The organism is Terrabacter sp. AAH1, assembly GCF_054456855.1.
In genome coordinates this window covers 42,697-67,579 of record NZ_JBTJJV010000011.1, presented here as the reverse complement: position 1 = coordinate 67,579, position 24,883 = coordinate 42,697, and the positions used below count along the sequence as shown (strand labels likewise).

Genomic DNA, 24,883 nt, shown 5'->3' with positions numbered 1-24,883 from the left:
CAGGACACCGTCGTCCGTCCCGTGAAGGAACGCCCCCATGCGCATCGTGCTCAGATCGCTCGGCACCGTCGTCCTCGCCGCCACCGCCCTCGGGCCCGTGCTGCCGTCGGGCGCACCCCCGACGGCCGCGGCGGCCGAGCCCCTCGTCGAGTCCGTCAACCCGTTCGTCGGCACGCAGGACAACGGGAACACGTTCCCCGGCGCCAGCGCGCCCTTCGGGATGGTCCAGGTCAGCCCGGACACCGGGGGAGAGGGCGGCTACGACTACTCGCAGACGTCGATCTACGGCTTCAGCCAGACGCACCTGTCGGGTGTCGGCTGCCCGGTGGTCGGCGAGCTGCCGATCATGCCGACGAGCGGCGCCGTCACCACGGTCGACGCGGCGCGCTATGCGTCGAGCTACTCGCACTCCGACGAGGAGGCGAGCCCCGGCTACTACCGCGTGGGCCTGCCGACCTACGGGGTGGAGGCCGAGCTGACCGCCACCGACCGCACCGGCTGGCAGCGGTTCACCTTCCCGGCCGACAAGGCAGCCAACGTGCTGCTCAACACCGGCAAGGCCAACATGCGGGTCTTCGACTCCGAGGTGCACGTCGTCGGCGACCGCGTCGTCGAGGGACGCATCCACGACGGCAACTTCTGCGCCGGCAAGGACGAGCACACGGTCTGGTTCCGCGTCGAGTTCGACAAGCCGTTCGCGTCGTTCGGCACGTGGAGCGGCTCGACGCTCACCGCCGGCGCCCGTGACGCCTCCACGACGAACGGCGGAAACGGGGCCGCCGTCACCTTCCCGACCGGCACGACCTCCGTGACGATGAAGGTCGGCCTGAGCTACACCGGGGCCGACGGCGCCCGGGCCAACCTCGCGAAGGAGACCGGCACCGGCTTCGACTTCGACGCGACGCGTGCCGCCCTCACCCAGCGGTGGGAGGAGCAGCTCGGGCACGCCCGCATCACCGGCGGATCCGACGAGCGCCGGACCGCCTACTACACGGCGCTCTACCACTCGCTCATGCACCCCAACCTCGCGTCGGACGTCGACGGGAAGTACCACGGCTGGGACGGCAGGACCCACGTGGCCGACGGCTACACGCCCCGGCAGAACTTCTCGCTGTGGGACACCTACCGGCCCCAGAACCAGCTGCTCGAGGTGCTGGCCCCCGACGTCGCCCGTGACTCGTACCTGTCGGTGCTCGCCATCGGCCGTGAGGGCGGCTGGCTGCCCCGCTGGGCCCTGGTCAACAGCGAGAGCAACATCATGACTGGCGACCCGGTGACGCCGTTCCTCGTCGAGGGCTGGAGCAAGGGCTTCCTCGCCGGGCACGAGGACGAGGCGTACGCGCTGCTCAAGCAGAACGCGACCGAGCGGCCGCCAGCCGACAGCCAGTACAACGGTCGCTCCGGCCAGCACTGGTACGAGAAGCTCGGCTACATCCCCTTCGGGCTGAAGGTCGGCACCGACTGCGTGTCGCACGGCGGCGACAACGACTGCGCCCACCCGGCCTCCGCCACCATGGAGTACGCCGCCGCCGATGCCTCACTGGCCATCATGGCCAAGGCGCTCGGGCACCCGGCCGACGCGTCGATGCTGACCGAGCGCAGCGGCTGGTACCGCAACCTCTGGGACGCCGGCACGCAGACCTTCCGCCCGCGGCTGGCCGACGGCACGTGGCTCGACCCGTACGACCCGGTCGAGGCCTCGCACGCCTTCCACGAGGGCGGCTCGTACCAGTACCAGTGGCTCGCCCCGCAGGACCCGGCCGGTCTCGTCGAGCTGATGGGCGGTCGCGCCACGACCGAGAAGCGCCTTGACGACTTCTTCGCCTACGACGAGCTGCTCGCCGACCCGGCGGGCACCGCCCGTACGGACTGGATCGAGGCGACCTACGCCTACTACAGCAAGCCGACGTACAACCCGAACAACGAGCCCGACCTGCTCGCGCCCTACACGTACGCGTGGGTGCAGCAGCCGGCGAAGATCGCGACCGTGGCCCGCGCCGCGTTCACGCTCTTCACCGACGGCGCCGACGGCATGACCGGCAACGACGACCTCGGCACGATGAGCGCCTGGTACGTCTTCTCCTCGTGGGGCCTCTACCCGACGATGAGCGGGGCGAACTACTTCGTCGTCAGCTCGCCGCAGTTCGAGCGGGTGGACATCGACGTGGCCACGCCTGCCTCGGTGCGCACCGGCCAGGGCGGGTCGCTCACGATCACGGCCCCCGGCGTCTCGGACGACCGGCGCTACGTCCAGACCCTGACGGTCAACGGCGCGAAGAGCACGAAGAGCTGGGTCGGCTGGGACGCGCTCCGTCGGGGCGGCACGCTCGCCCACACCGTGGGCACGACGCCCAGCCGCTGGGGCACGACCCCCGCGGACGTGCCGCCCTCGGCGGTGCAGGCGAGCCGTGACCCGCGGCTGTCGCTGTCGATGACGGCGCGCCCCAACCCGGTCGTCGTGCCGACCGGAGCCCGTGAGGCCCGCCTCTCTGTCGACCTCGTGGGGCAGGCGCCCAAGAGCCTGCCGGTCCAGGTGGACGTTGCAGCGCCGCAGGGCTGGTCGGCCGCCGTGGGTTCGAGCGGTGACGGGGCGGTCGTCCTGCACAGCGACGGCGTGCCGGCGAGCAGCTCGGTGCCCGCCACGCTGAAGCTGCCCGCGGGCCTCGGTGTCGGCTCGCACGAGGTCCGCGTGACGGCCTCGGCGCCGGGGGTCGACCCGGTGACGAAGGTCGTCACCGTGCAGCTGCAGGAAGCGCTCGACTGCGTCGCGGGAGCCCCTGGCTGCGCCGTGGACCTGGCGCCGGCGCGCAACCATGACGGAACAGCCACGGTGGCCTCGCCGAGCGAGGGCAACTTCGACGGCAGCGGGTGGAGCTACGACGCCGCGCTGCTGCCGGCCGGCACGACGTGGGACTGGAACGGCGTGACGTATGCCGCACCGGTGACGTCCGGGACGACGTCGAACTTCGTCGAGGGCCGAGGGCAGACCATCCTCGTGCCCGCCGCGGGCCGGAGCGCGGTGCACGTCATCGGCTCGACGCACAACGGCGACGTGTCGACGGCTCTGCGCCTGACCTACACCGACGGCAGCGTGCAGTCCGTGCCGATCTCGCTCACCGACTGGGCGGCCGGCAGCGGCCACAACGGCAACCGGGTCGCGATCGCCATGGACCACCGCATCAAGGGTGGTTCCGGGGTGGACGGCCCTCCGGTGCAGCTGTTCGGCACGACCGTGGTCGCGGACCCGGGTAGGCAGCTCCAGTCGATCACGCTGCCCGGCGACGACCGCTTCGAGGTGTACGCCGTCACGCTCGGCTGACCGGCACGGCGAGCGTGAGCCGGACCCTCACCAGGGCCAGAAGTCGTCCGGCGTGGGCACGCCGGACGCCGGGTACACGCGTGCACCCGGGGCAAGCCCGAGAAATCTTCCGGAAACCCTTGTCAGCAGCGGGATCGTGGTCTAGAAAGGAGTTACCAATCCGCTTCGGCGGAAAGGTTTCTGACTCACTTCGGTGAGACAGAATCGAAGGCCCGGGAACTCATACTTCCCGGGCCTTCACCTCTCTCACGGCGCCACCGGCAGCGATCCGGCGCGCCCACGGCACTCGGCCCCGCGGATCTCACACCCGCGGGGCTGATCTGCGTCCCGACGCGTGTCGATTTTCGGCTGGAGCCCCTGACGCGGTTCAATGGGTGTCGGCCCTGCGGTGTGTGAGACCGCGGGGCCGCTCACGTTCCCGGACGCCACCGCCCTAGGATCGAGGACCATGACGGAGCAGGGGAGCGCGCCCGAGGCGGCCGAGGACTTCGCCCACGTCGAGGACGGCTTCCAGCGCCTCTGGACGCCGCACCGGATGGCCTACATCCTCGGCGACAAGCCGACCGAGGCGGCCGGCCACGGCTGCCCCTTCTGCTCCGCGCCGCAGAAGCCAGACGCGGAGGGGCTGATCGTCCACCGCGGCGAGCACTGCTACGTCGTGATGAACCTCTTCCCGTACAACCCCGGGCACGTGCTCGTCTGCCCGTACCGCCACGTGTCGCTCTACGTGGACCTGACCGACGAGGAGACGACGGAGTTCACCGCCCTGACGAAGCGGGCCATCCGCGCGCTCCAGGGCGCCTCCGAGCCGCACGGCTTCAACCTCGGCATGAACCAGGGCGCCGTCGCCGGCGCCGGGGTCGCGGCGCACCTGCACCAGCACGTCGTGCCCCGCTGGAGCGGCGACTCGAACTTCCTGCCGATCGTGGGGCAGACCAAGGCCCTGCCCGTTCTGCTCGAGGACACCCGGTCTCGCCTCGTCGCCGCGTGGCCCGCCGGCTGAGCCCCGGTCGTTACGCTGTCACCACCATGCTCAACAGACTCCTGCGCGCGTCGATGACCCGGATCCTCGCACCGATCGCCCACCTGTTCCTCCGCCTCGGCATCAGCCCCGACGTCGTCACGATCGTCGGAACGGTCGGAGTCTGCGTGGGAGCGCTCGCCTACTTCCCGCGCGGCGACATCTGGATCGGCGTGCTCGTCATCACGGCGTTCGTCTTCTCCGACAACGTCGACGGCATCATGGCGCGCGAGTCCGGGCGGTCCAGCAAGTGGGGCGCCTACCTCGACTCGACGCTGGACCGCATCGGCGACAGCGCGATCTTCGGCGGCCTCGTGCTCTACTACGCCGGCCCCGGGGACAACTTCTGGATGGCCGGGCTCGCGCTCGCGTGCCTCATCCTCGGCAGCGTCGTGTCCTACGCGAAGGCGCGTGCCGAGGGACTCGGCTACACGGCCGACGTGGGCATCGCCGAGCGCGCCGACCGGCTCGTGGCCGTCCTCGTCGCGGCGTTCTTCGCCGACGTGCTGAACTCGACGCTGCTGCTCGGTGTCGTCCTCGGCCTCCTCGCCGTCGCCAGCTTCGTCACGGTGCTCCAGCGCATGATCACCGTGCGCCGTCAGGCCCTCGCCTCGGGCGAGGTCAGCACGTGACCTCCGTCGTGCGCCGGGCCACCGACACGGTCAGCGTCCTCGGCTTCAAACTCGGCTGGTCGGCCGTACGCGCCCTCCCCGAGTGGGCGGCATACGCCCTCTTCGACCGCGTGGCCGACCTCGCCGTCCGACGGGGTGGCAAGGGGATCGAGCGGCTGCGCTCGAACTACCGCCGCGTCCGCCCCGAGCTGGGGGAGCGTGCGCTCGACCAGCTCGTGGCTGCCGGGATGCGCTCCTACATGCGCTACTACTGCGAGGCCTTCCGCCTGCCGTCGCTGAGGCGCGAGCAGATCGACCGCGCCGTCGTCGTCCGGCGCTCCGAGGAGGTCGCCGAGCTCTCCGCGCGCGGCGAGGCCGCCGTCGTGTTCGTCGGTCACCTCGGCAACTTCGACCTCGCGGCAGCCTGGTCGGCGGGCAACCTCATGCCGGTGACCACCGTCGCCGAGCGGCTCAAGCCCGAGGAGGTCTACCAGGAGTTCGTCGCCTTCCGGCGGTCGATCGACATGGACATCATCCCGCTCACCGGCGGCGACGACCCCTTCCAGGGGCTGCTCACGGCCGCACGCGGCGGCGGCCGCCTCATCGCCCTCGCCTCCGACCGCGACCTCACCAACGGCGGCGTCGAGGTCGACCTGCTCGGCCACCGGGCCCGCATGGCCAAGGGGCCGGCGGTGCTCTCGCTCATGACCGGCGCCCCGCTCTACGCCGCCCGCATCTGGTACGAGCCGGCCCCCCGCGGCGAGGGCCTCGGCGGCCACCGCACCGTCATCGAGTTCAGCGACCGCCTCGTGCCACGGGTCGAGGGGCCGACGGCGGCCCGGGCGGCCGACCTCATCCAGCAGTGCGCCGACCACCTCGCCGTGACGATCCGCGAGCACACGTCGAGCTGGCACATGCTGCAGCGGGTCTTCGTCGACGACCTCGACAGCCGTGCAGCCGCCGAGGACCCCGTGAACGCCTCCCAGCCGGCCGAGCCCACGAAGGCCACGCCATGAGGATCGGCATCGTCTGCCCGTACTCGTTCGATGTGCCGGGCGGGGTGCAGTTCCACGTGCGCGACCTCGCCGAGCACCTCATCGGCCAGGGCCACGAGGTCTCCGTGCTCGCCCCGGCCGACAGCGAAACCGAGCTGCCCGACTACGTCACGTCCGCCGGCCGGGCCACGGCGGTGCGCTACAACGGCTCGGTCGCCCGCCTCAACTTCGGGCCCGTCACGGCCTCGAAGGTCGGGCGCTGGATCGACCAGGGCGAGTTCGACGTGCTCCACCTGCACGAGCCCGTGACGCCCAGCGTCAGCGTGCTGGCCCTGATGGCCGCCGACGGCCCGATCGTCGCGACCTTCCACACCTCGATGCTGCGGTCGCGGACGATGCAGACGGCCTACCCGATCATCAGGCCGAGCCTGGAGAAGATCGCGGGACGCATCGCCGTCAGCGAGGACGCGCGCCGCACCGTGACGACGCACGTGGGCGGCGACGCCGTCGTCATCCCCAACGGGGTCTACGTCGACCGGTTCGCCTCCGCGCCGCGGCGCTCGGAGTGGATCGGCACCCCGGCGGCGCCGACCATCGCCTTCCTCGGCCGGATGGGGGAGCCGCGCAAGGGTCTGCCGGTGCTCGCGGCCGCGTTGCCCGAGGTGCTCCGAGCCGTCCCCGGACTGCGGGTGCTCGTCGCCGGTCCCGGCGACCCCGAGGAGGTCACCGAGGGCTGGCCGCCCGATGTCGTCGCCGCGTGCGACTTCCTCGGCGCGGTCTCCGACGACGACAAGGCCTCGCTGCTCGCGTCCGTCGACGTCTACGTCGCGCCGAACACTGGAGGAGAGAGCTTCGGGATCATCCTCATCGAGGCCATGAGCGCAGGGGCGTGCGTGCTGGCGAGCGACCTAGCGGCCTTCTCCAGGGTGCTCGACGGCGGCACCGCGGGTGCGATGTTCGCCAACGAGCAGCCGGACGACCTGGCCCGCACGCTCGTCGACCTGCTGCGCAGCCCAGAGCGGCGCGCGACCCTGGCCGAGGCCGGCCAGCAACGCGCCCGCATCTTCGACTGGTCGGTCGTGGCCGACAAGATCCTCGCCGTCTACGAGACCGTCATCGAGGGGCGCGCGGCGGCCACCCATCCGCAGGGTCGCTGGAACCGCTTCCTGCGCGGGGGTGCCCGGTGAGCGAGGTCCTCTCGTGGGTCTTCGCGGTCCTCTTCGTCCTCGTCGTCATCGCGTGGTACCTGACGTACACGGCGGCGCGGCTCGACCGGCTGCACGTGCGCCTGAGCGGCACCCTCGCGGCCCTCGACGCACGGCTCGTGCGCCGGGCCGAGGCCGCGGTCGAGCTCGCGAACAGCGGCCTGCTCGACGGTGCCACGTCCCTCATCCTCGCCAACGCCGCGGCCGGCTCGCTCGAGGCACCGGCCGAGCACGGGAACGCCCGCGAGCTCGCCGAGAACGACCTCACCGAGGCGCTCGACCTCGCCCTGACGCCCGAGGCCGTCGCCGACCTGAGGTCGACCGCCCTCGGCACCGACGTGCTGGCCCGGCTCAGCTCGGCCTGCACCCGCGTGCAGCTCGCGCGCCGCTTCCACAACGACGCCGTCACCGACGTGCGCCGGGTCCGGCGCAAGTGGACGATCCGGGCGTTCCACCTGGCCGGCTACACGCCCCTGCCGCACACCGTCGAGTTCAACGACGAGGCCCCGGAGCACCTCGCCGTCGCCTGACCCCGTCGGCGACGGAGCGACCTGCGTCACAGTGCCGACGGCCGTGGCGCAGCCGCGGGTGGACCGTGTCGTCGGGCGTGCCCGCGTGGGCCTACCCTGTGTGCATCCCCAGCCCAAGATCACGGGAAAGCAGGACATCGTGAGCACCACCCCGACCACGGGCAGCACGCCCGCGGCTGACCAGCAGTCCACGAGCTCGAAGGGCACGACGCGCGTCAAGCGCGGCATGGCCGAGATGCTCAAGGGCGGCGTCATCATGGACGTCGTCACGCCCGAGCAGGCGAAGATCGCCGAGGACGCCGGCGCCGTCGCCGTCATGGCCCTCGAGCGCGTCCCCGCCGACATCCGCGCTCAGGGCGGCGTGTCGCGCATGAGCGACCCCGACATGATCGACGGCATCATCGAGGCCGTCTCGATCCCCGTCATGGCCAAGGCCCGCATCGGCCACTTCGTCGAGGCGCAGGTCCTCCAGAGCCTCGGCGTCGACTACATCGACGAGTCCGAGGTGCTCACCCCGGCCGACTACGCGAACCACATCGACAAGTGGCAGTTCACCGTGCCCTTCGTCTGTGGCGCGACGAACCTCGGTGAGGCCCTGCGCCGCATCACCGAGGGCGCGGCGATGATCCGCTCCAAGGGTGAGGCCGGCACCGGTGACGTCTCCAACGCCACGACGCACATGCGCCAGATCCGCCAGGAGATCCGCCGCCTGCAGAACCTGCCCGAGGACGAGCTCTACGTCGCGGCCAAGGAGCTCCAGGCCCCCTACGAGCTCGTCAAGGAGGTCGCCGAGGCCGGCAAGCTGCCTGTCGTGCTCTTCACCGCGGGCGGCATCGCCACTCCGGCCGACGCCGCGATGATGATGCAGCTCGGCGCCGAGGGCGTCTTCGTCGGCTCCGGCATCTTCAAGTCGGGCAACCCGGCCCAGCGCGCCGAGGCCATCGTCAAGGCGACGACCTTCCACGACGACCCCGACGTCATCGCCAAGGTCTCCCGCGGTCTCGGTGAGGCGATGGTCGGCATCAACGTCGACGAGATCGCCCAGCCGCACCGCCTCTCCGAGCGGGGCTGGTGACCCGGCGCCCTTCCCGCGCCCACCGCTGACGTATGCCGCCGTGCCCCACCGGGCGCGGCGGCACACGTCGTCCTGGACCCCGGTCTGACACCCCCGGGTCCCTCCGCAACACACCCGGCAACGGGCAACCGGTCCGTGCTGCAACCGGCCCGATCTGACCGCTTCCGGGTGTGTTGCGGGAGAGTGGCTGACAGGATCGACACCGTGGACCTCACCGGTACCGAGCTGTCGCGCACGTACTTCGAGCAGGTCGTGGAGCCGCTCGTCCGCGGTCGGTGGCCCGGTCTGCCGTGCGCTTCAGCACGCCTCGGGAGTGGCTCCGACGTCCTCGGACTGGACGACGCGATGTCGCGCGACCACGACTGGGGGCTTCGCCTCAACCTGCTGGTCCCAGCAGGGTCCGTCGCCGAGATCGACGCCCACCTGGCCGAGGTCCTTCCCGCCACCTTCGCGGGGCACCCGGTGCGCTTCGCGACGACGTGGGACCCGGTCGTGCGGCACCGGGTCCAGGTGCAGACCGCCCGTGACCTCGCGGTCTCGCGCCTCGGCGTCGACCCCACCCGCGACCTCGACGTGAGCGACTGGCTGTCGCTCACGGGCCAGGCCGTCCTCGAGGTCACCGGCGGCGAGGTCTTCGCCGACGACGTGGGCGAGCTGGACGGCATACGTCGACGGCTCGCCTGGTATCCCGACGACGTGTGGCGCCACGTGGTCGCGACGGGCTGGGCCCGGCTCGCCCAGGAGCTGCCCTTCGTCGGGCGCACGGGGGAGCGGGGAGACGACCTCGGCTCGCGGGTCGTGGCCGCACGGCTCGCGGGGGTCGCCATGCACCTCGGGCACCTGCTGGAGCGTCGGTGGCCGCCCTACGCCAAGTGGCTCGGCACGAGCTTCGCCCAGCTGCCGGTTGCGGGGACGGCGGCCGCGTCACTGCAGGCGGCTCTGTCCTCCGGCGGCTGGCGCGAGCGCGAGTCAGGGCTCGTCGACGCGCTCCGTCTGCTGGCCAGGGTGCAGGGCGGGGTCGGGCTGCCGTCCGTCGACGACCCGGTCGAGCCTTTCTGGGGCAGGCCGTACCGCGGAGTGCGCGCCGCCGTCGTGGACCTGCTCGAGGCGAGCATCACCGACCCGGTCGTGCGGGCACTGCCTCGCGGCGTCGGCTCCGTGGAGCAGTGGAGCGACAACGTCGACGTGCTCGTGCACGCGGCTCGCCGACGACCGCTCAGGTGACGGCGCCGCGCTCGGCGAACTCGGGACGCTCGTACTCGCGGCCCTCCAGCACCTCCTTCACGTGCACGGCGGCGCGGACGGCGTCGGCGTGGGTCACGTAGAGCGGCGCGAAGCCGAGCCGGATGATGTCGGGCTCGCGGAAGTCGCCGATGACGCCCCTGGCGATGAGCGCCTGCACCACGGCGAACGCCTGGGGGTGGCGCAGCGAGACCTGTGAGCCGCGCCGGGCCGGGTCGCGCGGGGTGGCCAGTGGCAGGTCGACTCCCAGCCCGTCGAGCGCGTCGATGAAGGTGCCGGTCACGGCGAGCGATGCGGCGCGCACGTCGGCGGGCGAGAGGCCGTCGTACGCCGTCAGCGCGGCCTCGAGGGCGAGCACCGACAGCAGGGGCGGCGTGCCGACTCGGGCGCGGGTGATGCCCGGGGCCGGCGCGTAGTCGGGTGCCATGTCGAAGGGGCGCGCGTGCCCGTTCCAGCCGGTGAGCGGCTGCTCGAAGGCGTCCTGGTGGCGCCGCGCGACGTAGATGAACGCCGGCGCACCCGGGCCGCCGTTGAGGTACTTGTAGCCGCAGCCGACGGCGAGGTCCGCACCGCCGGCGTCCAGGTCGACGTCGAGCACCCCGGCGGAGTGGCAGAGGTCCCAGCACGCCAGTGCCCCGACGGCGTGGGCCGCCTCGGTGACGGCGCGCAGGTCCCACAGCTCGCCGGTGCGGTAGTCGACGCTCGAGTACGACGCGAGCGCCAGCGCGTCACCGACCTCTGCGATGGCCGCCACGGCGTCGCGCGGGTTCACACGACGCACCTCGAGGCCCGCAAGGGCGGCGGCCGACTCGGTGATGTAGAGGTCGGTGGGAAAGGAGTCGGGGTCGGTGAGCACCACACGTCGGCCGGGGCGCAGCCGCGCGGCGCCGACGACCGCCTTGAAGAGGTTGACCGACGTCGAGTCCGTGACGACGACCTGGCCCGGCGCCGCACCGACGAGCCGGCCCACCGCGTCGCCGACGCGCGTCTGCGCACCCCACCAGTCGGACTCGTTCCACGACCGGATGAGCCGCTCGCCCCACTGCCGGTGCATGACGTCGTCGACGACGGCCGGCACAGCGCGGGGGAGGGCGCCCAGGGAGTTGCCGTCGAGGTAGATGACGCCGTCGGGCAGGTCGAAGAGGTCACGCGTCCCACGCAGCGGCGACTCGGCGTCGGCCTGCTCGGCGCGGGCGATCAGGGCGTCGTGGGTGTGCACGGTCGTCATGGCCGCAACGTAGCCGGTGGCGTCGTCGCGATGTCAGGGAGGACGGCACAGCCGTCTCGCATCCCAGACGGTTCGTCGCCCGCCGTCGTGCGGTGGCGGCGCCGGGCCGGCGCCGGGCGGCTCTACGGCCCGCCCTACGCTTGGTGCCGTGAGCACCCCGACCACCACGACCACCACGACGGGCGAGACCGGCGAGACGCACGAGACCGTCGCCGCCGCCCCCGCGCCGGCCGAGCCGGTGCGCATCGGCGTCCTCGCCGTGCAGGGCGACGTGCGCGAGCACCTGGCCGCCCTCACCGCACTGGGCGCGGAGGCCGTGACCGTGCGCCGACCGTCCGAGGTCGAGCAGGTCGACGGGCTCGTCATCCCCGGCGGGGAGTCGACCGTGATGGACAAGCTCGTGCGCGCCTTCGAGCTGCGCGAACCGTTGCTGCGGCGCATCGCCGAGGGCATGCCCGCCTACGGTTCGTGCGCCGGCATGATCATGCTCGCCGACCGCATCGTCGACGCCCGGCCCGACCAGCAGACCCTGGGCGGCCTCGACGTCACGGTGCGCCGCAACGCCTTCGGACGCCAGGTGGACTCGTTCGAGCAGGACCTCGAGTACGCGTGGACCGACGACTCGAACGAGGGCACCGTGCACGCCGTCTTCATCCGCGCCCCGTGGGTCGAGGAGGCCGGACCCGACGTGCAGGTGCTCGCCCGCGTGAGCGAGGGCGCTGCCGCCGGTAGGATCGTCGCGGTCCGGCAGGGCAACCTGATGGCCACGTCGTTCCACCCCGAGGTGGGTGGCGACCGCCGGATCCACGCCGAGTTCGTCTCGATCGTCAGAGCGCACCGACTCCAGCAGTCCGGTGCCAGCCAGTCACCGGAACGCGAGGACACTGCATGAGCGGCCACTCCAAATGGGCCACCACGAAGCACCAGAAGGCTGCCAAGGACGCCAAGCGCGGCAAGCTCTTCGCCAAGCTCATCAAGAACATCGAGGTCGCGGCCCGTCAGGGCGGCGCTGACCCCGCCGGCAACCCCACGCTCTACGACGCCATCCAGAAGGCGAAGAAGACGTCGGTGCCCAACGACAACATCGACCGTGCCGTCAAGCGCGCGTCGGGTGCTGAGGCGGGCGCGGCCGACTGGCAGACGATCATGTACGAGGGCTACGCGCCCAACGGCGTCGCGGTGCTCATCGAGTGCCTCACCGACAACCGCAACCGGGCCGCTGCAGAGGTGCGCACCGCGCTGACCCGCAACGGCGGCCAGCTGGCCGACCCGGGCTCGGTGTCCTACGTCTTCAACCGCAAGGGCGTCGTGACGGTGCTCAAGGAGGCCGGCTCCGAGGACGACATCCTCGAGGTCGTGCTCGAGGCCGGCGCCGAGGAGGTCAACGACAACGGCGACACCTGGGAGATCATCTCCGAGGCCACCGACTTCGTCGCGGTGCGCAAGGCGATCCAGGACGCCGGCATCGACTACGAGTCGGCCGAGGCGTCGTTCGTGCCCAACCTGCAGGTGCCGCTCGACCTCGACGGCGCGAAGAAGATGATCCGCGTCATCGAGGCGCTCGAGGACAGCGACGACGTGCAGAACGTCTTCGCCAACGGCGACATCCCCGACGACGTGCTGGCCCAGCTCGACGAAGAGGAATGAGCCGGGCTCGACAATCGACCCAGGTGCGGAGGCACGCCGGTGACCGGCGTGCCTCCCGTCCTTTCGGGGGAGGGCGGTTAGCGTTGTCCCGAACACCTGTTCGGATCCCTGTCGCCCGTCCACTGACCCAGGAGGTATGCCGTGCGCGTCCTCGCGGTCGACCCAGGCCTCACCCGCTGTGGCGTGGGCGTCGTCGACGGGGTGCCGGGCCGGCGCCTCGCGCTCGTCGAGGTCGGCGTCATCCGCACGCCGTCGGCCGACCCCACCCCGAGGCGCCTCGTCGCCGTCGAGGACGAGATGCGGCTGTGGTTCGAGCGACACCGGCCCGAGGCGGTGGCCATCGAGCGGGTCTTCGCCGACACCAACGTCTCGACGGTCATGGGCACCGCCCAGGTGACGGGCATCGTCATGATGCTCGCCGAGCGGCGCGGCCTGCCGGTCACGCTCCACACGCCCACCGAGGTCAAGGCCGCAGTGAGTGGCAGCGGCCGTGCCGACAAGGCCCAGGTCACCACGATGGTGACACGGCTGCTCGGCCTCGCCACGCCGCCGAAACCCGCCGACGCGGCCGACGCCCTGGCGCTCGCGATCTGCCACGTCTGGCGCGGAGGCACCCAGAACCGCCTCGAGGAGGCCGCACTCGAGCAGGCCGCGCGCATCGGCACCCGGGGGAGCGGCATACCGCGTCGTGTCCCGGCGTCCGCGGCACCGGCCGAGCGGCGTCTCCGGTCTCTCGCCAGCCAGCCCACCCGGTCCGCCCGCGTCGCGCGGCCGACCCGAAACATCCCTGGAGCCCAGCCCCGATGATCGCCTCCCTCTCCGGCACCGTCCTCAAGGTCGGCCTCGACTCCGTCGTGGTCGGCGTCGGCGGCGTCGGCATGCTCGTGCACACGACGCCCGCCACAGCCACGTCGGTGCGGCTCGGGCAGCCCACCGAGCTGGCCACCAGCCTCGTCGTGCGCGAGGACTCGCTGACGCTCTACGGCTTCGCCACCGACGACGAGAAGCACGTCTTCGAGACGGTGCAGACCGTCTCGGGCGTCGGCCCGCGGCTGGCGTTGGCGGTCCTCGCCGTGCACACGCCCGACGCGGTGCGCGTCGCCCTCGGCACGGGTGACCTCGTGGCGCTGACCAAGGTGCCCGGCATCGGCAAGAAGGGCGCCGAGCGCATGGTGCTCGAGCTCAAGGACAAGCTCGGTGCCCTGCCGGGCACCGGTGGGTCCGCCGAGCCCGTCCATCTCGACACCGGCGAGGCATGGCGCGAGCAGGTGGGCGAGGCCCTCGTCGGGCTCGGCTGGACCGCCCGCCAGGCCGATGACGCGCTCGACAAGGTGGCGCCCCTGGCTGCCGACGGTGCGGGTGTCTCCGCGCTGCTGCGGGCCGCCCTGCAGGAGCTCGGCCGATGAGTGTCGACCGCTCGGTGGGTTACGACGAGGCCTCCGACGTGTGGCACGACGGCTACGACGCGACCGCGCGCATCGTCGACGCCGGCAGCGACACCGACGAGCGCCAGGTCGAGGCGGCGCTGCGGCCCAAGCGGCTCGACGACTTCCCCGGGCAGCCGCGCGTGCGCGAGCAGCTCGGCCTGGTCCTCAAGGCGGCCCGCCGCCGCGGCACCCCTCCCGACCACGTCCTCCTCTCCGGACCGCCCGGCCTCGGCAAGACGACACTCGCCATGATCGTGGCGAGCGAGCTCGAGCAGCCGATCCGCATCACGTCGGGTCCGGCGATCCAGCATGCCGGCGACCTCGCATCGGTGCTGTCGTCGCTCGCCGAGGGCGAGGTGCTCTTCCTCGACGAGATCCACCGCATGTCACGCTCCGCCGAGGAGATGCTCTACCTCGCGATGGAGGACTTCCGCGTCGACGTCATCATCGGCAAGGGGCCGGGCGCCACGGCCATTCCGCTCGAGCTGCCGCCGTTCACCGTCGTGGGCGCCACGACCCGAGCGGGTCTGCTGCCGGCGCCGCTGCGCGACCGGTTCGGCTTCACCGGCCACCTCGACTACTACACGGCCGCCGACCTCGTCACGATCCTGCACCGCTCGGCCCGCCTGCTCGGTCTCGACGCCGACGACGACGGCATCCGCGAGATCTCGCTTCGCTCGCGCGGCACCCCGCGTATCGCCAACCGCCTCCTGCGGCGCGTGCGTGACTGGGCGCAGGTGCACGGCGACGGTCGGGTCACCCACTCCGCCGCCCGCCAGGCCCTCGCGCTCTTCGACGTCGACGAGCGCGGGCTCGACCGCCTCGACCGGGCGGTGCTCGAGGCGCTCTGCCGGCGGTTCAACGGCGGCCCGGTCGGTCTGTCCACGCTCGCGGTGGCCGTGGGGGAGGAGCCCGACACCGTGGAGACGGTCGCTGAGCCCTACCTCGTGCGCGAGGGCTTCATGGTGCGTACGCCCCGCGGCCGCGCTGCCTCGACGCTCGCCTGGGAGCACCTCGGCCTCAAGCCTCCGGTCGACGCGCAGTCGCTGTGGTCTGCGACCCTCCCCATCGAGGAGTCCGGCGGGGGCCGCTTCGACTCGTGACGGGTCGCGCTCGCCGCGTGCCGAGCGCGACCAAAACGTGACACAGGCTTGCGTCGCGAGGCCCTGAGTCGGTCTGACAAACTGCACCGGCGCACGTAGACTCCTGCGGGCACCATCGCCGCTGCCGCGGCACCATCCGGTGCTCCCGGTCGTTGACGCGAGACCCGACCCGAACCGAAGGGTCGAACTGTGCGCCACCACCGACGAAGACACGAAGGACTGAGCTGACATGAACAACAACGGGGCCTTCTCGTTGCTGATTTTCGCGCTGCCCCTGCTGCTGCTGGGCTGGCTGTTCTTTACCCAGAACAAGCGGATGAAGCAGATGCGCGAGTTCAGCTCGTCGCTCAACGTCGGCGACCACGTCGTCACCTCCTCGGGTGTCTACGGCACGATCAAGCACCTCGACGACACCACCGCGTGGCTCGAGATCGCCGAGGGCACCACGGTCCGGTTCGACCGCCGCGCCGTCGCGATGAAGCAAGCCGATGGGGTCTCGGCAGCGCCGACCACGGCCGACAACCCGACCACGCACGGCAACGACTCGGTGCCGGACGACGCTCCGGGTCCGCAGCAGAACGGTCAGTGAGGCTTTCGTGGCACGCAGCTCCACCAAGAAGTCGGCGAGACGCAGCCTCCTGGCGCTGATCGTCGTCATCCTCGGCCTCGGCGGCCTCGTCGGCGGCCTCACCGTCTGGGGTGGCGGCTCGACGACCCCGCGTCTGGGTCTCGACCTCGAGGGCGGCACGGAGCTCGTGCTCCAGCCCGTCCTCGTCGGCACGGAGAAGATCAACGAGGGCCAGGTCAACCGCGCCGTCGACATCATCCGCCAGCGCATCGACGCCAACGGCGTGTCCGAGGCCGAGATCGCCACCCAGGGCGGCCAGAACATCGTCGTCTCGATCCCGGGCTCCCCGTCGCCCGAGCAGCTCGACGCCATCCGCAAGCCGTCGCAGCTGCGGTTCCGCGCTGTGTACGTCCAGGCCCTCGACACCAACGCCACCCAGGTCAACCCGGGTGGCGGCGCAACCGGCACGCCGACGCCCTCCGGCACGGCCACCACGCCGGCGTCGGGCAAGCCGTCGGCCACCGGCACCGCGACCCCGTCGACATCCGCGACCGCCCAGAACGGCGTCGTGCCCGACGCACTGCGTGCCGCCACGACGCCGGCCACCCCCACCGGCACGGCCACTGGCACGGCCACCGCGAAGCCCACCACGCCGGCGCCTGCCGCGACGACGGCCCCGGCCGCGCCCACGCAGGCGCAGACCGAGGCCGCTGTGAAGGCACAGGCCGTCAAGGGCCTCACCGGCATCGGCTGGGCCCAGGCGAAGGCCGACGAGGCCGCCACCAAGGTCGCCAAGCAGTACTCGGCGCTCAACTGCTCCACGCCGGGCGCCGTCGACAAGATCGTCGACGACCCCGACCAGCCGATCGCGACCTGCGGCGACGACCGCACCACGAAGTACGTCCTCGGCCCGAGCGAGATCAACGGCAGCGAGATCGCCGACGCGAGCAGCGGCTACCAGCCCGGCCCGAACGGCCAGCCCACCTCCATCGTCGAGGTCGCCCTGTCGTTCAAGGACAGCGGCAAGGCCAAGTTCGCCGCCGTGACGAAGCGTCTCTACGGCCTGCAGTCCGAGCCGCCGCTCGACCAGTTCGCCGTCGTGCTCGACAAGAGCGTCATCACCGCGCCGCAGGCCCGCGCCGTCATCTCCGACGGTCGTGCCTCGATCACCGGCTCGTTCACCATCGACTCGGCCAAGCAGCTCGCCGAGCAGCTCAAGTTCGGCGCCCTGCCCATCTCGTTCGCGCTGCAGACGCAGGACAACATCACCCCCCAGCTCGGTGAGGAGCAGCTGCGCATCGGTCTTCTCGCCGGTTTCGTGGGCTTGCTGCTCGTCGTCGTCTACTCGCTGTTCCAGTACCGCGCCCTCGGGTTCGTCACCGTCGCCTCGCTCGCCGTGGCGTCGATCATCACCTACCTCGCGGTCACGGTGCTGGGCACGACGCACGGATTCCGCCTGACGATGGCCGGCGTCACCGGCCTCATCGTCGCGATCGGCGTCACGGCCGACAGCTTCATCGTCTACTTCGAGCGCATCCGCGACGAGGTGCGCGACGGGCGCCCGCTCGTCGCCGCCGTCGAGACCGGCTGGAAGCGCGCCCGGCGCACGATCATCGCGGCCGACGCCGTGAACTTCATCGCGGCCGGCGTGCTCTACTTCCTCGCCTCGAGCAACGTGCGCGGCTTCGCCTTCACCCTCGGCCTGACGACGCTCATCGACCTCGCGGTCGTCATGCTCTTCACCCACCCGACGGTGCAGCTGCTCGCCCGCACGAAGTTCTTCGGCGGGGGCCACAAGTGGTCGGGTCTCGACCCGCAGCGCCTCGGCGCCAAGGAGACTCTCCGTTACCGCGGCCGCGGTCAGTTCGGGTCGGCCGGCGCCCAGCGCCCGCCCGCCACCGTGGGCTCGGCCCGCGTCGCCGAGGGGAAGGCCCAGGCATGATCAACTTCGCTCAGGTCGGCAACGACCTCTACACCGGCAAGCGCTCGATCGAGTTCATCAAGCGCCAGAAGACCTGGTACGCGGTCTCGGCCGTGCTCATCGCCCTCGCCCTCGTCGGCATCTTCGTCAAGCACCTCAACTTCGGCATCGAGTTCAGCGGTGGCTCCGAGTTCCGCGTGCAGGGCGTGACGAACAGCCAGGACTACGAGCAGAAGGCCCAGGACGCGATCGGCAACGCCGGCATCCAGGGCAACGTCGTCTCGACGGTCATCGGCCAGAACACGGTCCGCGTCCAGTCCGAGGCCGCCTCCGAGCGCACCGACGAGGCGTCGGCCGCGCTGGCCAAGGAGTTCGGGGTGCCCACGAGCTCGGTGAGTGCCTCGCTCATCGGGCCCAGCTGGGGGCAGTCGGTGAGCCAACAGGCGATCCAAGGCCTCATCGTCTTCCTCATCCTCGTGACCATCGTCATGGCGCTCTACTTCCGCACGTGGAAGATGGCCGTCGCAGGTCTGGTGGCGCTGCTGCACGACCTCGTCATCACGGTGGGCATCTACGCCCTGTTCGGGTTCGAGATCACGCCGTCGTCGATGATCGGCTTCCTGACGATCCTCGGCTACTCGCTCTACGACACCGTCGTCGTCTTCGACAAGGTGCGCGAGAACACCGCCGAGGCGTTCCGCACCAAGCGGATGACCTACTCGGCGGCCGCCAACCTCGCCGTCAACCAGACGCTGGTCCGTTCGATCAACACGACGGTCGTCGCGCTGCTGCCGATCGCCGCGGTCCTCGTCGTCGGCTTCACGCTCCTCGGGCCCGGCACGCTGCTCGACCTCTCGCTCGCGCTCTTCATCGGTATCGGCGTCGGGGCCTACTCCTCGATCTTCATCGCCACGCCGCTGCTCGTCGACCTGCGACGCAACGAGCCGGCCATCCGCCAGCTCGACAAGTACGCCGCCCGGCACGGCTCCAGGACCGAGGCTGTCGACGCGGTCGACGTCGCGGACGCCACGGGCGAGCCCGTCTCCGTCGGCTCCGACTCCACCGGGGCTGCGGCGCCGACCGGTCTGCCCGAGGGCGCTCCACGGCCCGTGCACAAGTACGCCCAGGCCGCGGGCCCGCGCAACCAGCCCAAGCGCGCCCCCAAGTCCCGCCGCTGACACGGGTGGCCCGCCCCGCGGGCCACCCGTACGCACCTCAGCTCCCGACACCCCAGCAGGAGACGGCGTGAGCCAGACCAGTGACCTCGTGGCCGCACGGGTCCGTGACGTGCCCGACTTCCCGAAGCCCGGCGTCGTCTTCAAGGACATCGCCCCCCTCCTGTCCGACGGCGCGGCCTTCAGGTCGCTCGTCGAGGACGTCGCTCGGCGCTACGCCGGTCAGGTCGACGTCGTCGCGGGCATCGAGGCCCGCGGCTTCATCTTCGGGGCGCCGGTGGCCCTCGCCCTGGGTGTCGGGTTCGTGCCGATCCGCAAGGCCGGCAAGCTCCCCGGCGACACCATCGCCTCCGCGTACTCGCTCGAGTACGGCACGGCCGAGGTCGAGGTGCAGGCCGACGCCTTCGCCCCGGGGGCCCGCGTGCTGCTCATCGACGACGTGCTCGCGACCGGAGGCACGGCGGCGGCAGCCTGCGAGCTCATCGAGCGCGGCGGCGCCGAGGTGAGCGCGCTCGAGTTCGTCATCGAGCTCGGCTTCCTCGACGGGCGGGACCGGCTCGCGGACCGGCCGGTCAACGCCATCCTCACGGTGTGACCTCGGGCAGACCGCCTAGACTCTCTTCATGAGCGAGGACGTCCGCAGCGAGCTGTCCACCCCGTCGCGGGTGCGCGCCCGCTTCGCGCGGTTCGGGGCGACCCGACCCGCCGGCAACCCCGTCCTCGAGCCGCTCATGACGGCGGTCCGCCAGAACCACCCCAAGGCCGACCTCTCGGTCATCGAGCGGGCGTATGCCGTCGCCGAGCACGCGCACGACGGCCAGATGCGCAAGAGCGGCGACGCGTACATCACGCATCCGCTGGCCGTGACGACGATCCTCGCCGAGCTCGGCATGACGCCGCCCACCCTCGCGGCGGCGCTGCTGCACGACACCGTCGAGGACACGGCATACGGCCTCGACGAGCTGCGCCGTGACTTCGGCGACGAGATCGCGATGCTCGTCGACGGCGTCACGAAGCTCGACAAGGTCACGTACGGCGAGGCCGCCCAGGCCGAGACGGTGCGCAAGATGGTCATCGCGATGGCGCGCGACATCCGGGTGCTCGTCATCAAGCTCGCCGACCGGCTGCACAACGCCCGCACGTGGCGCTACGTCAGCCCCGAGTCGGCCAAGCGCAAGGCCAACGAGACGCTCGAGATCTACGCGCCGCTCGCGCACCGCCTGGGCATGAACACCATCAAGTGGGAGCTCGAGGACCTCTCGTTCGCGACGCTCTACCCGAAGGTCTACGACGAGATCGTGCGTCTGGTGGCCGAGCGCGCCCCGGCCCGCGAGGAGTACCTCGCGGGGGTGCGCAGCCAGGTCACCGAGGACCTCACGGCCGCGAAGATCAAGGCGGTCGTCACGGGCAGGCCGAAGCACTACTACAGCGTGTACCAGAAGATGATCGTGCGCGGACGTGACTTCGAGGAGATCTACGACCTCGTCGCCGTGCGAGTGCTCGTCGACACTGTGCGCGACTGCTACGCGGCGCTGGGCGCCCTTCACTCGCGGTGGAACCCGGTCCCCGGGCGGTTCAAGGACTACATCGCGATGCCGAAGTTCAACATGTACCAGTCGCTGCACACGACGGTCATCGGGCCGCAGGGCAAGCCGGTCGAGATCCAGATCCGCACGCACACGATGCACCGCCGCGCCGAGTACGGCGTGGCCGCCCACTGGAAGTACAAGGACCAGGCGAGCGGTGGCGGTCCCGCCCGTCCCGGCGAGATCACCCCGCAGAACGACATGGCCTGGCTGCGCCAGCTGCTCGACTGGCAGCGCGAGACCGAGGACCCCGGCGAGTTCCTCGACTCGCTGCGCTTCGAGATGGGCAGCAGCGAGGTCTACGTGTTCACGCCGAAGGGCTCGGTCGTCGCGCTGCCGATGGGCGGCACGCCCGTCGACTTCGCGTACGCCGTCCACACCGAGGTCGGCCACCACTGCATTGGTGCGCGCGTCAACGGTCGTCTCGTCCCGCTGGAGTCGACCCTCGAGAACGGCGACGTCGTCGAGGTGCTGACGAGCAAGGCCGACGGTGCCGGACCGTCGCGCGACTGGCTGCAGTTCGTCAAGAGCCCGCGGGCCCGCAACAAGATCAAGCAGTGGTTCAGCAAGGAGCGCCGCGAGGAGGCCATCGAGGCCGGCAAGGACTCCATCGCGAAGGCGCTGCGCAAGCAGAACCTCCCGCTCCAACGCCTCATGAGTCACGAGTCGATGACGGCCGTCGCGACCGACCTGCGCTACCAGGACATCGAGGCCCTGTATGCCGCCGTCGGCGAGGGACACGTCTCCGCCCAGCACGTCGTCGGCAAGGTCGTGGCCTCCATGGGCGGCGTCGACGGCGCCACCGAGGACCTCGCCGAGGCCACGGTCCCGACGCGCGCGGCGAGCCGGCGCCGAGCCGGCGACCCCGGCGTCGTGGTCGTCGGCACCGCCGACGTCTGGGTCAAGCTCGCGAAGTGCTGCACCCCGGTGCCGGGCGACCCGATCATCGGGTTCGTCACCCGTGGCAACGGCGTGTCGGTGCACCGGGTCGACTGCACCAACGCCGACCAGCTCACGGCCAACCCCGAGCGCCTCATCGACGTCGAGTGGGCGCCGAGCTCGGCCAGCGTCTTCCTCGTGCAGCTGCAGGTCGAGGCGCTGGACCGCAACCGGCTGCTCAGCGACGTCACGCGGGTGCTGTCCGACCAGCACGTCAACATCCTGTCGGCGTCGGTGCAGACGTCACGCGACCGGGTGGCGATCTCGCGCTTCACCTTCGAGATGGGCGACCCGGCCCACCTCGACCACGTCATCAAGGCGGTGCGACGCATCGACGGCGTCTTCGACGTCTACCGCGTCAACGGCAGCAAGTCCACCGACGCCGTGATGCGTTCCTGACCTCACGGTCACAGCACGGTGCCCACTCGACCGGGTGATGCGTCGAGTGGGCACTGTGCTGTCGTGGGTCAGCCGCCGAACTCGGCCACTCCGGCGCGGGCCTGGTCGAGCCACACCTGTCGCGCCTCGAGGGCCTCGCGCGCCTTGCGCACCTTGCTCGCGTTGCCCGAGGCCTCGGCCTTGGCGAGGTCCTCCTCGAGGTCGGCAACCGCGCGCTCGAGCTGGTCGACCATCGCCTTGGCGCGTGCAGCGACCTCGGGGTTGCTCGACTTCCACTTGCGGTCCTCGGCCTCGCGCACGGTCTGCTCGACGCGGCGCATGGCCTTCTCGACCCGCTCCATGTCGGCCCGGGGGACCTTGCCTGCCGCGTCCCACTTGTCCTGGATGACCCGCAGCTGCGCCTTGGCCTTCTCGAGGTCGGTGACCGGGAGGATCGCCTCGGCCTCGACGAGCAGGGCCTCCTTGGCCACGAGGTTGCCGCGGAACTGCTCCTCCTCGGCGGCGACGACCTCGTCCTTGGCCGCGAAGAAGGCGTCCTGCGCTGCCTTGAAACGCGCCCACAGCTTGTCGTCGTCGGAGCGGCTCGCCCGGCCCGCCCGGCGCCACTCGTCCATGAGGCGCTTGAACGCCCCTGCCGTGGCGGCCCAGTCGGTGCTCGTCGCGAGCTTCTCCGCCTCGCCGACCAGCCGCTCCTTGGCCGACTTGGCGTCGGCGTGCGCGGCGTCGAGGCCGGCGAAGTGGCTGCGGCGCGCCTTGTCGAAGCCGTTGCGCGCCGCGCTGAAGCGCTGCCACATGGCCGACTCGGTCTCGCGGTCGAGGCGCGTGGCCGCGCGCTGGTGCGCCTTCCACTCGTCGAGCAGCTCGCGCATGCGGGCGCCGCTGCTCTTCCACTGGATTCGGCTCTCGGGCTGGGACGCGATGGACTCGGCCTCGGCGACGATCTTCTCGCGCTCCGCCGTGGCGGCGGCGCGCGCCTCGGCGCGGTGCTGCTGCTCGACGTTGCGCTTGGCTGCCAGGCCCGACTGGATCTCGTCGAGCTTGGTCGCGAGGGCGTCGAGGTCTCCGACGACGGTGGCGTCCTTCACCTGTGCCGCAAGGGTCTTCAGTCCCTCGGCGACGTCTTTCGAAGGGACCTCCGGCTGCGACAGGCGCTGCTCCAGCAGCACAGCCGACGCGAACAGCTCGTCGTACTTGCGGGCGAAGTAGGTGAGCGCCTCGGCGTCACTGGCGCCAGGGTAGGAACCGACCTCCTGCTCACCGTCCTTGGTGCGCACGAACACCGTGCCGTTCTCGTCGACCCGACCGAAGGCCGCGGAGGCCGAGTGATCGGTCGTGATGGCAGGGGGAGCGACGGTGGTGACGGCGGGGTGCGGGACGGCTTTCGCCAGGGCTGCCGGCGTCGGGATCGCCGAGGGCTTGGGCACCGAGCCAGGCGTGGGCACGGCGGGCGTTGCGGGTGTGGCGGGCTCGGGAGTCTGCTCGGCTGCGGGAACCGTGGCCTCCTCGCCTGCGGGCTCCTGCGCCACCGGCTCGGTGGTGGCAGGCGCAGCGGCCTCGGGCTCCGCCACGGGAGCGGGCTCCTGGGACTCGGGCTCGGTCACGGCCACCACAGCGGCCTCGGGCTCGACAACGGCCGGAGCATCGGAGGTCTCGCTGTCGATCTCTGCGGCGGCAGCCTCTGCGGCGGCCGGCTCGCTGACCTCGGGCTCGACCTCGGGCTCGACCTCGACCGCGGCGGGTGCGGACTCGTCGGACCCGGGGGTCTCGACCGCGTCACCGGACTCCGTCGACTCGACGGACGAGACGGCGTCCGCCGTGTCCGCGGCAGCGGCATCGCCGGCAGGTGCGTCGGCAGGGTCGGAAGGCGCTGCCGGGACCTGCGTGCCGGTGGTCTTGTCGGTCTCGGGCTGGTTCATGTCGGTCATGCCTTCTTCTCCGTCACGCTGACGCTGAGGATGCTGATCGGGTTCACTGGCGTCGGCTGGCCTGCGGTGACCAGGCCGCCCGCCGCAATCTTGTCGACGATGTCGAGGCCCTTGGTCACCTTTCCGAAGATCGTGTAGCCGCCACCCTCGGTGGGCAACTGGGTTTCCTTGTAGGTGATGAAGAACTGGCCGCCGTTGGAGTTCGGGTCCTGGGTGCGGGCCATGGCCAGCACACCGCGCGGGTACTTGCCGTCGGCCGGCGCGTTCTCGATGCCGAACTTGTAGCCGGGGCCGCCCTCGCCGCTGCCGGTGGGGTCGCCGCACTGCAGCACGTAGATCCCCTCGGTCGTGAGGCGGTGGCACGGGCTCGGCGCCCAGTAGCCGGTCTTGGCGAGGTTGAGGAACGAGGCCACCGTCTGCGGGGCCTTCGTGCCGTCGAGCTCCATGGTGATGGTGCCGCACGTCGTCTTGACCGTGGCCACGAAGGTCTTGCCGGCGGCGGTGGCCTTGGACGGCACCGCGGTCTGCTGCTTCGGGTCGGTCTGGGCGGCCGGGGGAGCCGTGCAGCCGGCGGCCAGCTTCTGGCCCTCGAGAAGCCCGCTCGACGACGTCGCGGTCGATCCCGGCGTCGTCGTGCCCGACGGCGTCGCCTGGGCGGCGGCCGGCGTGTCGGAGCTCCCGACGAGCCTGGGCACGACGATGACGGCTGCGATGACGAGGATGACCGCGAGGATCACGCCGAAGACCTGCTTGTCGCGCGTCGAGTCGCTCACCGGCGGCTTGGCTGTCTTCTGCTGCTCTTCGTGGCGGCGGCGCGCACGTGCGCGTTCCTGCTCTTTGGTCACTGACCTCTCCTCGTACGGGCCACATGGGTTGTCCCCGGGCGTTCGGTCATTTTATGGAACGACTGCTGTGCGTACGCAGCGGGACGGGTCACGAGTCCGTGACAACTCCCCTCAGACGGGCG

At 71.4% G+C, this 24,883-nt stretch carries 21 protein-coding genes; 18 read left to right on the top strand and 3 right to left on the bottom strand.

Features of this window, described 5'->3' with window-relative positions:
* The first annotated feature begins 37 nt into the window (after positions 1-37).
* The 8 genes from ACXR8F_RS16075 (at position 38) to ACXR8F_RS16040 (ending at position 9,980) form a co-directional block, all read left to right on the top strand.
* Entirely contained in the window at positions 38-3,319 is a 3,282-nt protein-coding gene (locus ACXR8F_RS16075) for a GH92 family glycosyl hydrolase (protein WP_458801928.1), read from the top strand.
* 448 nt (positions 3,320-3,767) lie between these two features.
* On the top strand, positions 3,768-4,322 hold the full coding sequence (locus ACXR8F_RS16070) for an HIT family protein (RefSeq protein WP_045187918.1): 555 nt from the start codon (positions 3,768-3,770) through the stop codon (positions 4,320-4,322).
* 26 nt (positions 4,323-4,348) lie between these two features.
* Entirely contained in the window at positions 4,349-4,972 is a 624-nt protein-coding gene (gene pgsA / locus ACXR8F_RS16065; RefSeq protein ID WP_458801925.1) for a phosphatidylinositol phosphate synthase, read from the top strand.
* On the top strand, positions 4,969-5,967 hold the full coding sequence (locus ACXR8F_RS16060; protein ID WP_458801924.1) for a phosphatidylinositol mannoside acyltransferase: 999 nt from the start codon (positions 4,969-4,971) through the stop codon (positions 5,965-5,967). Before pgsA ends, ACXR8F_RS16060 begins: the two co-directional genes overlap by 4 nt.
* Positions 5,964-7,133: a glycosyltransferase family 4 protein gene (locus tag ACXR8F_RS16055; RefSeq protein WP_045187922.1), complete on the top strand. Its 1,170-nt coding sequence runs from the start codon at positions 5,964-5,966 to the stop codon at positions 7,131-7,133. Before ACXR8F_RS16060 ends, ACXR8F_RS16055 begins: the two co-directional genes overlap by 4 nt.
* Entirely contained in the window at positions 7,130-7,681 is a 552-nt protein-coding gene (locus ACXR8F_RS16050) for a LemA family protein (protein WP_045187924.1), read from the top strand. The genes ACXR8F_RS16055 and ACXR8F_RS16050 overlap by 4 nt, the downstream gene beginning before the upstream one ends.
* 139 nt (positions 7,682-7,820) lie before the next feature.
* Positions 7,821-8,756 carry a pyridoxal 5'-phosphate synthase lyase subunit PdxS gene (gene pdxS, locus ACXR8F_RS16045; protein WP_045188224.1) on the top strand — a complete coding sequence of 312 codons (936 nt, stop codon included), beginning with the start codon at positions 7,821-7,823 and terminating at the stop codon, positions 8,754-8,756.
* 204 nt (positions 8,757-8,960) lie between these two features.
* Positions 8,961-9,980: a DUF4037 domain-containing protein gene (locus ACXR8F_RS16040; protein ID WP_045187926.1), complete on the top strand. Its 1,020-nt coding sequence runs from the start codon at positions 8,961-8,963 to the stop codon at positions 9,978-9,980.
* On the opposite strand, the gene kynU is transcribed toward ACXR8F_RS16040, so the two are convergent.
* Positions 9,973-11,226 carry a kynureninase gene (gene kynU / locus ACXR8F_RS16035; protein ID WP_458801921.1) on the bottom strand — a complete coding sequence of 418 codons (1,254 nt, stop codon included), beginning with the start codon at positions 11,224-11,226 and terminating at the stop codon, positions 9,973-9,975. The genes ACXR8F_RS16040 and kynU overlap by 8 nt on opposite strands.
* A 238-nt stretch (positions 11,227-11,464) precedes the next feature.
* Between kynU and pdxT the strand changes: the two genes are divergently transcribed.
* The 10 genes from pdxT (at position 11,465) to ACXR8F_RS15985 (ending at position 21,991) form a co-directional block, all read left to right on the top strand.
* Positions 11,465-12,118, top strand: coding sequence for a pyridoxal 5'-phosphate synthase glutaminase subunit PdxT (gene pdxT, locus ACXR8F_RS16030; RefSeq protein WP_045188225.1), 654 nt, complete (start codon positions 11,465-11,467; stop codon positions 12,116-12,118).
* Positions 12,115-12,873: a YebC/PmpR family DNA-binding transcriptional regulator gene (locus tag ACXR8F_RS16025; RefSeq protein ID WP_045187931.1), complete on the top strand. Its 759-nt coding sequence runs from the start codon at positions 12,115-12,117 to the stop codon at positions 12,871-12,873. The genes pdxT and ACXR8F_RS16025 overlap by 4 nt, the downstream gene beginning before the upstream one ends.
* Before the next feature lie 141 nt (positions 12,874-13,014).
* Positions 13,015-13,680, top strand: coding sequence for a crossover junction endodeoxyribonuclease RuvC (ruvC, locus tag ACXR8F_RS16020; RefSeq protein ID WP_045187933.1), 666 nt, complete (start codon positions 13,015-13,017; stop codon positions 13,678-13,680).
* Complete coding sequence (ruvA, locus tag ACXR8F_RS16015; RefSeq protein WP_458801919.1) at positions 13,677-14,279, top strand: Holliday junction branch migration protein RuvA; 603 nt, start codon at positions 13,677-13,679, stop codon at positions 14,277-14,279. Before ruvC ends, ruvA begins: the two co-directional genes overlap by 4 nt.
* Positions 14,276-15,403: a Holliday junction branch migration DNA helicase RuvB gene (ruvB, locus tag ACXR8F_RS16010; RefSeq protein ID WP_458801917.1), complete on the top strand. Its 1,128-nt coding sequence runs from the start codon at positions 14,276-14,278 to the stop codon at positions 15,401-15,403. Before ruvA ends, ruvB begins: the two co-directional genes overlap by 4 nt.
* A 229-nt stretch (positions 15,404-15,632) precedes the next feature.
* Positions 15,633-15,992: a preprotein translocase subunit YajC gene (gene yajC, locus ACXR8F_RS16005; RefSeq protein ID WP_045187940.1), complete on the top strand. Its 360-nt coding sequence runs from the start codon at positions 15,633-15,635 to the stop codon at positions 15,990-15,992.
* Positions 15,993-15,999: 7 nt separating this feature from the next.
* On the top strand, positions 16,000-17,913 hold the full coding sequence (gene secD / locus ACXR8F_RS16000; protein WP_458801915.1) for a protein translocase subunit SecD: 1,914 nt from the start codon (positions 16,000-16,002) through the stop codon (positions 17,911-17,913).
* Positions 17,910-19,070, top strand: coding sequence for a protein translocase subunit SecF (gene secF, locus ACXR8F_RS15995; protein WP_045187944.1), 1,161 nt, complete (start codon positions 17,910-17,912; stop codon positions 19,068-19,070). Before secD ends, secF begins: the two co-directional genes overlap by 4 nt.
* A gap of 67 nt (positions 19,071-19,137) precedes the next feature.
* Entirely contained in the window at positions 19,138-19,662 is a 525-nt protein-coding gene (locus ACXR8F_RS15990) for an adenine phosphoribosyltransferase (protein ID WP_458801913.1), read from the top strand.
* 28 nt (positions 19,663-19,690) lie between these two features.
* On the top strand, positions 19,691-21,991 hold the full coding sequence (locus ACXR8F_RS15985) for a RelA/SpoT family protein (protein WP_045187948.1): 2,301 nt from the start codon (positions 19,691-19,693) through the stop codon (positions 21,989-21,991).
* 68 nt (positions 21,992-22,059) lie between these two features.
* Here ACXR8F_RS15985 and ACXR8F_RS15980 read toward each other — a convergent pair whose 3' ends face one another.
* Both ACXR8F_RS15980 and ACXR8F_RS15975 read right to left on the bottom strand, forming a co-directional pair.
* Positions 22,060-23,916: a DUF349 domain-containing protein gene (locus ACXR8F_RS15980; RefSeq protein WP_458801910.1), complete on the bottom strand. Its 1,857-nt coding sequence runs from the start codon at positions 23,914-23,916 to the stop codon at positions 22,060-22,062.
* Positions 23,913-24,761, bottom strand: a complete 849-nt coding sequence (locus ACXR8F_RS15975) for a peptidylprolyl isomerase (RefSeq protein WP_045187950.1) — start codon at positions 24,759-24,761, stop codon at positions 23,913-23,915. Before ACXR8F_RS15975 ends, ACXR8F_RS15980 begins: the two co-directional genes overlap by 4 nt.
* Positions 24,762-24,883 lie beyond the last annotated feature (122 nt).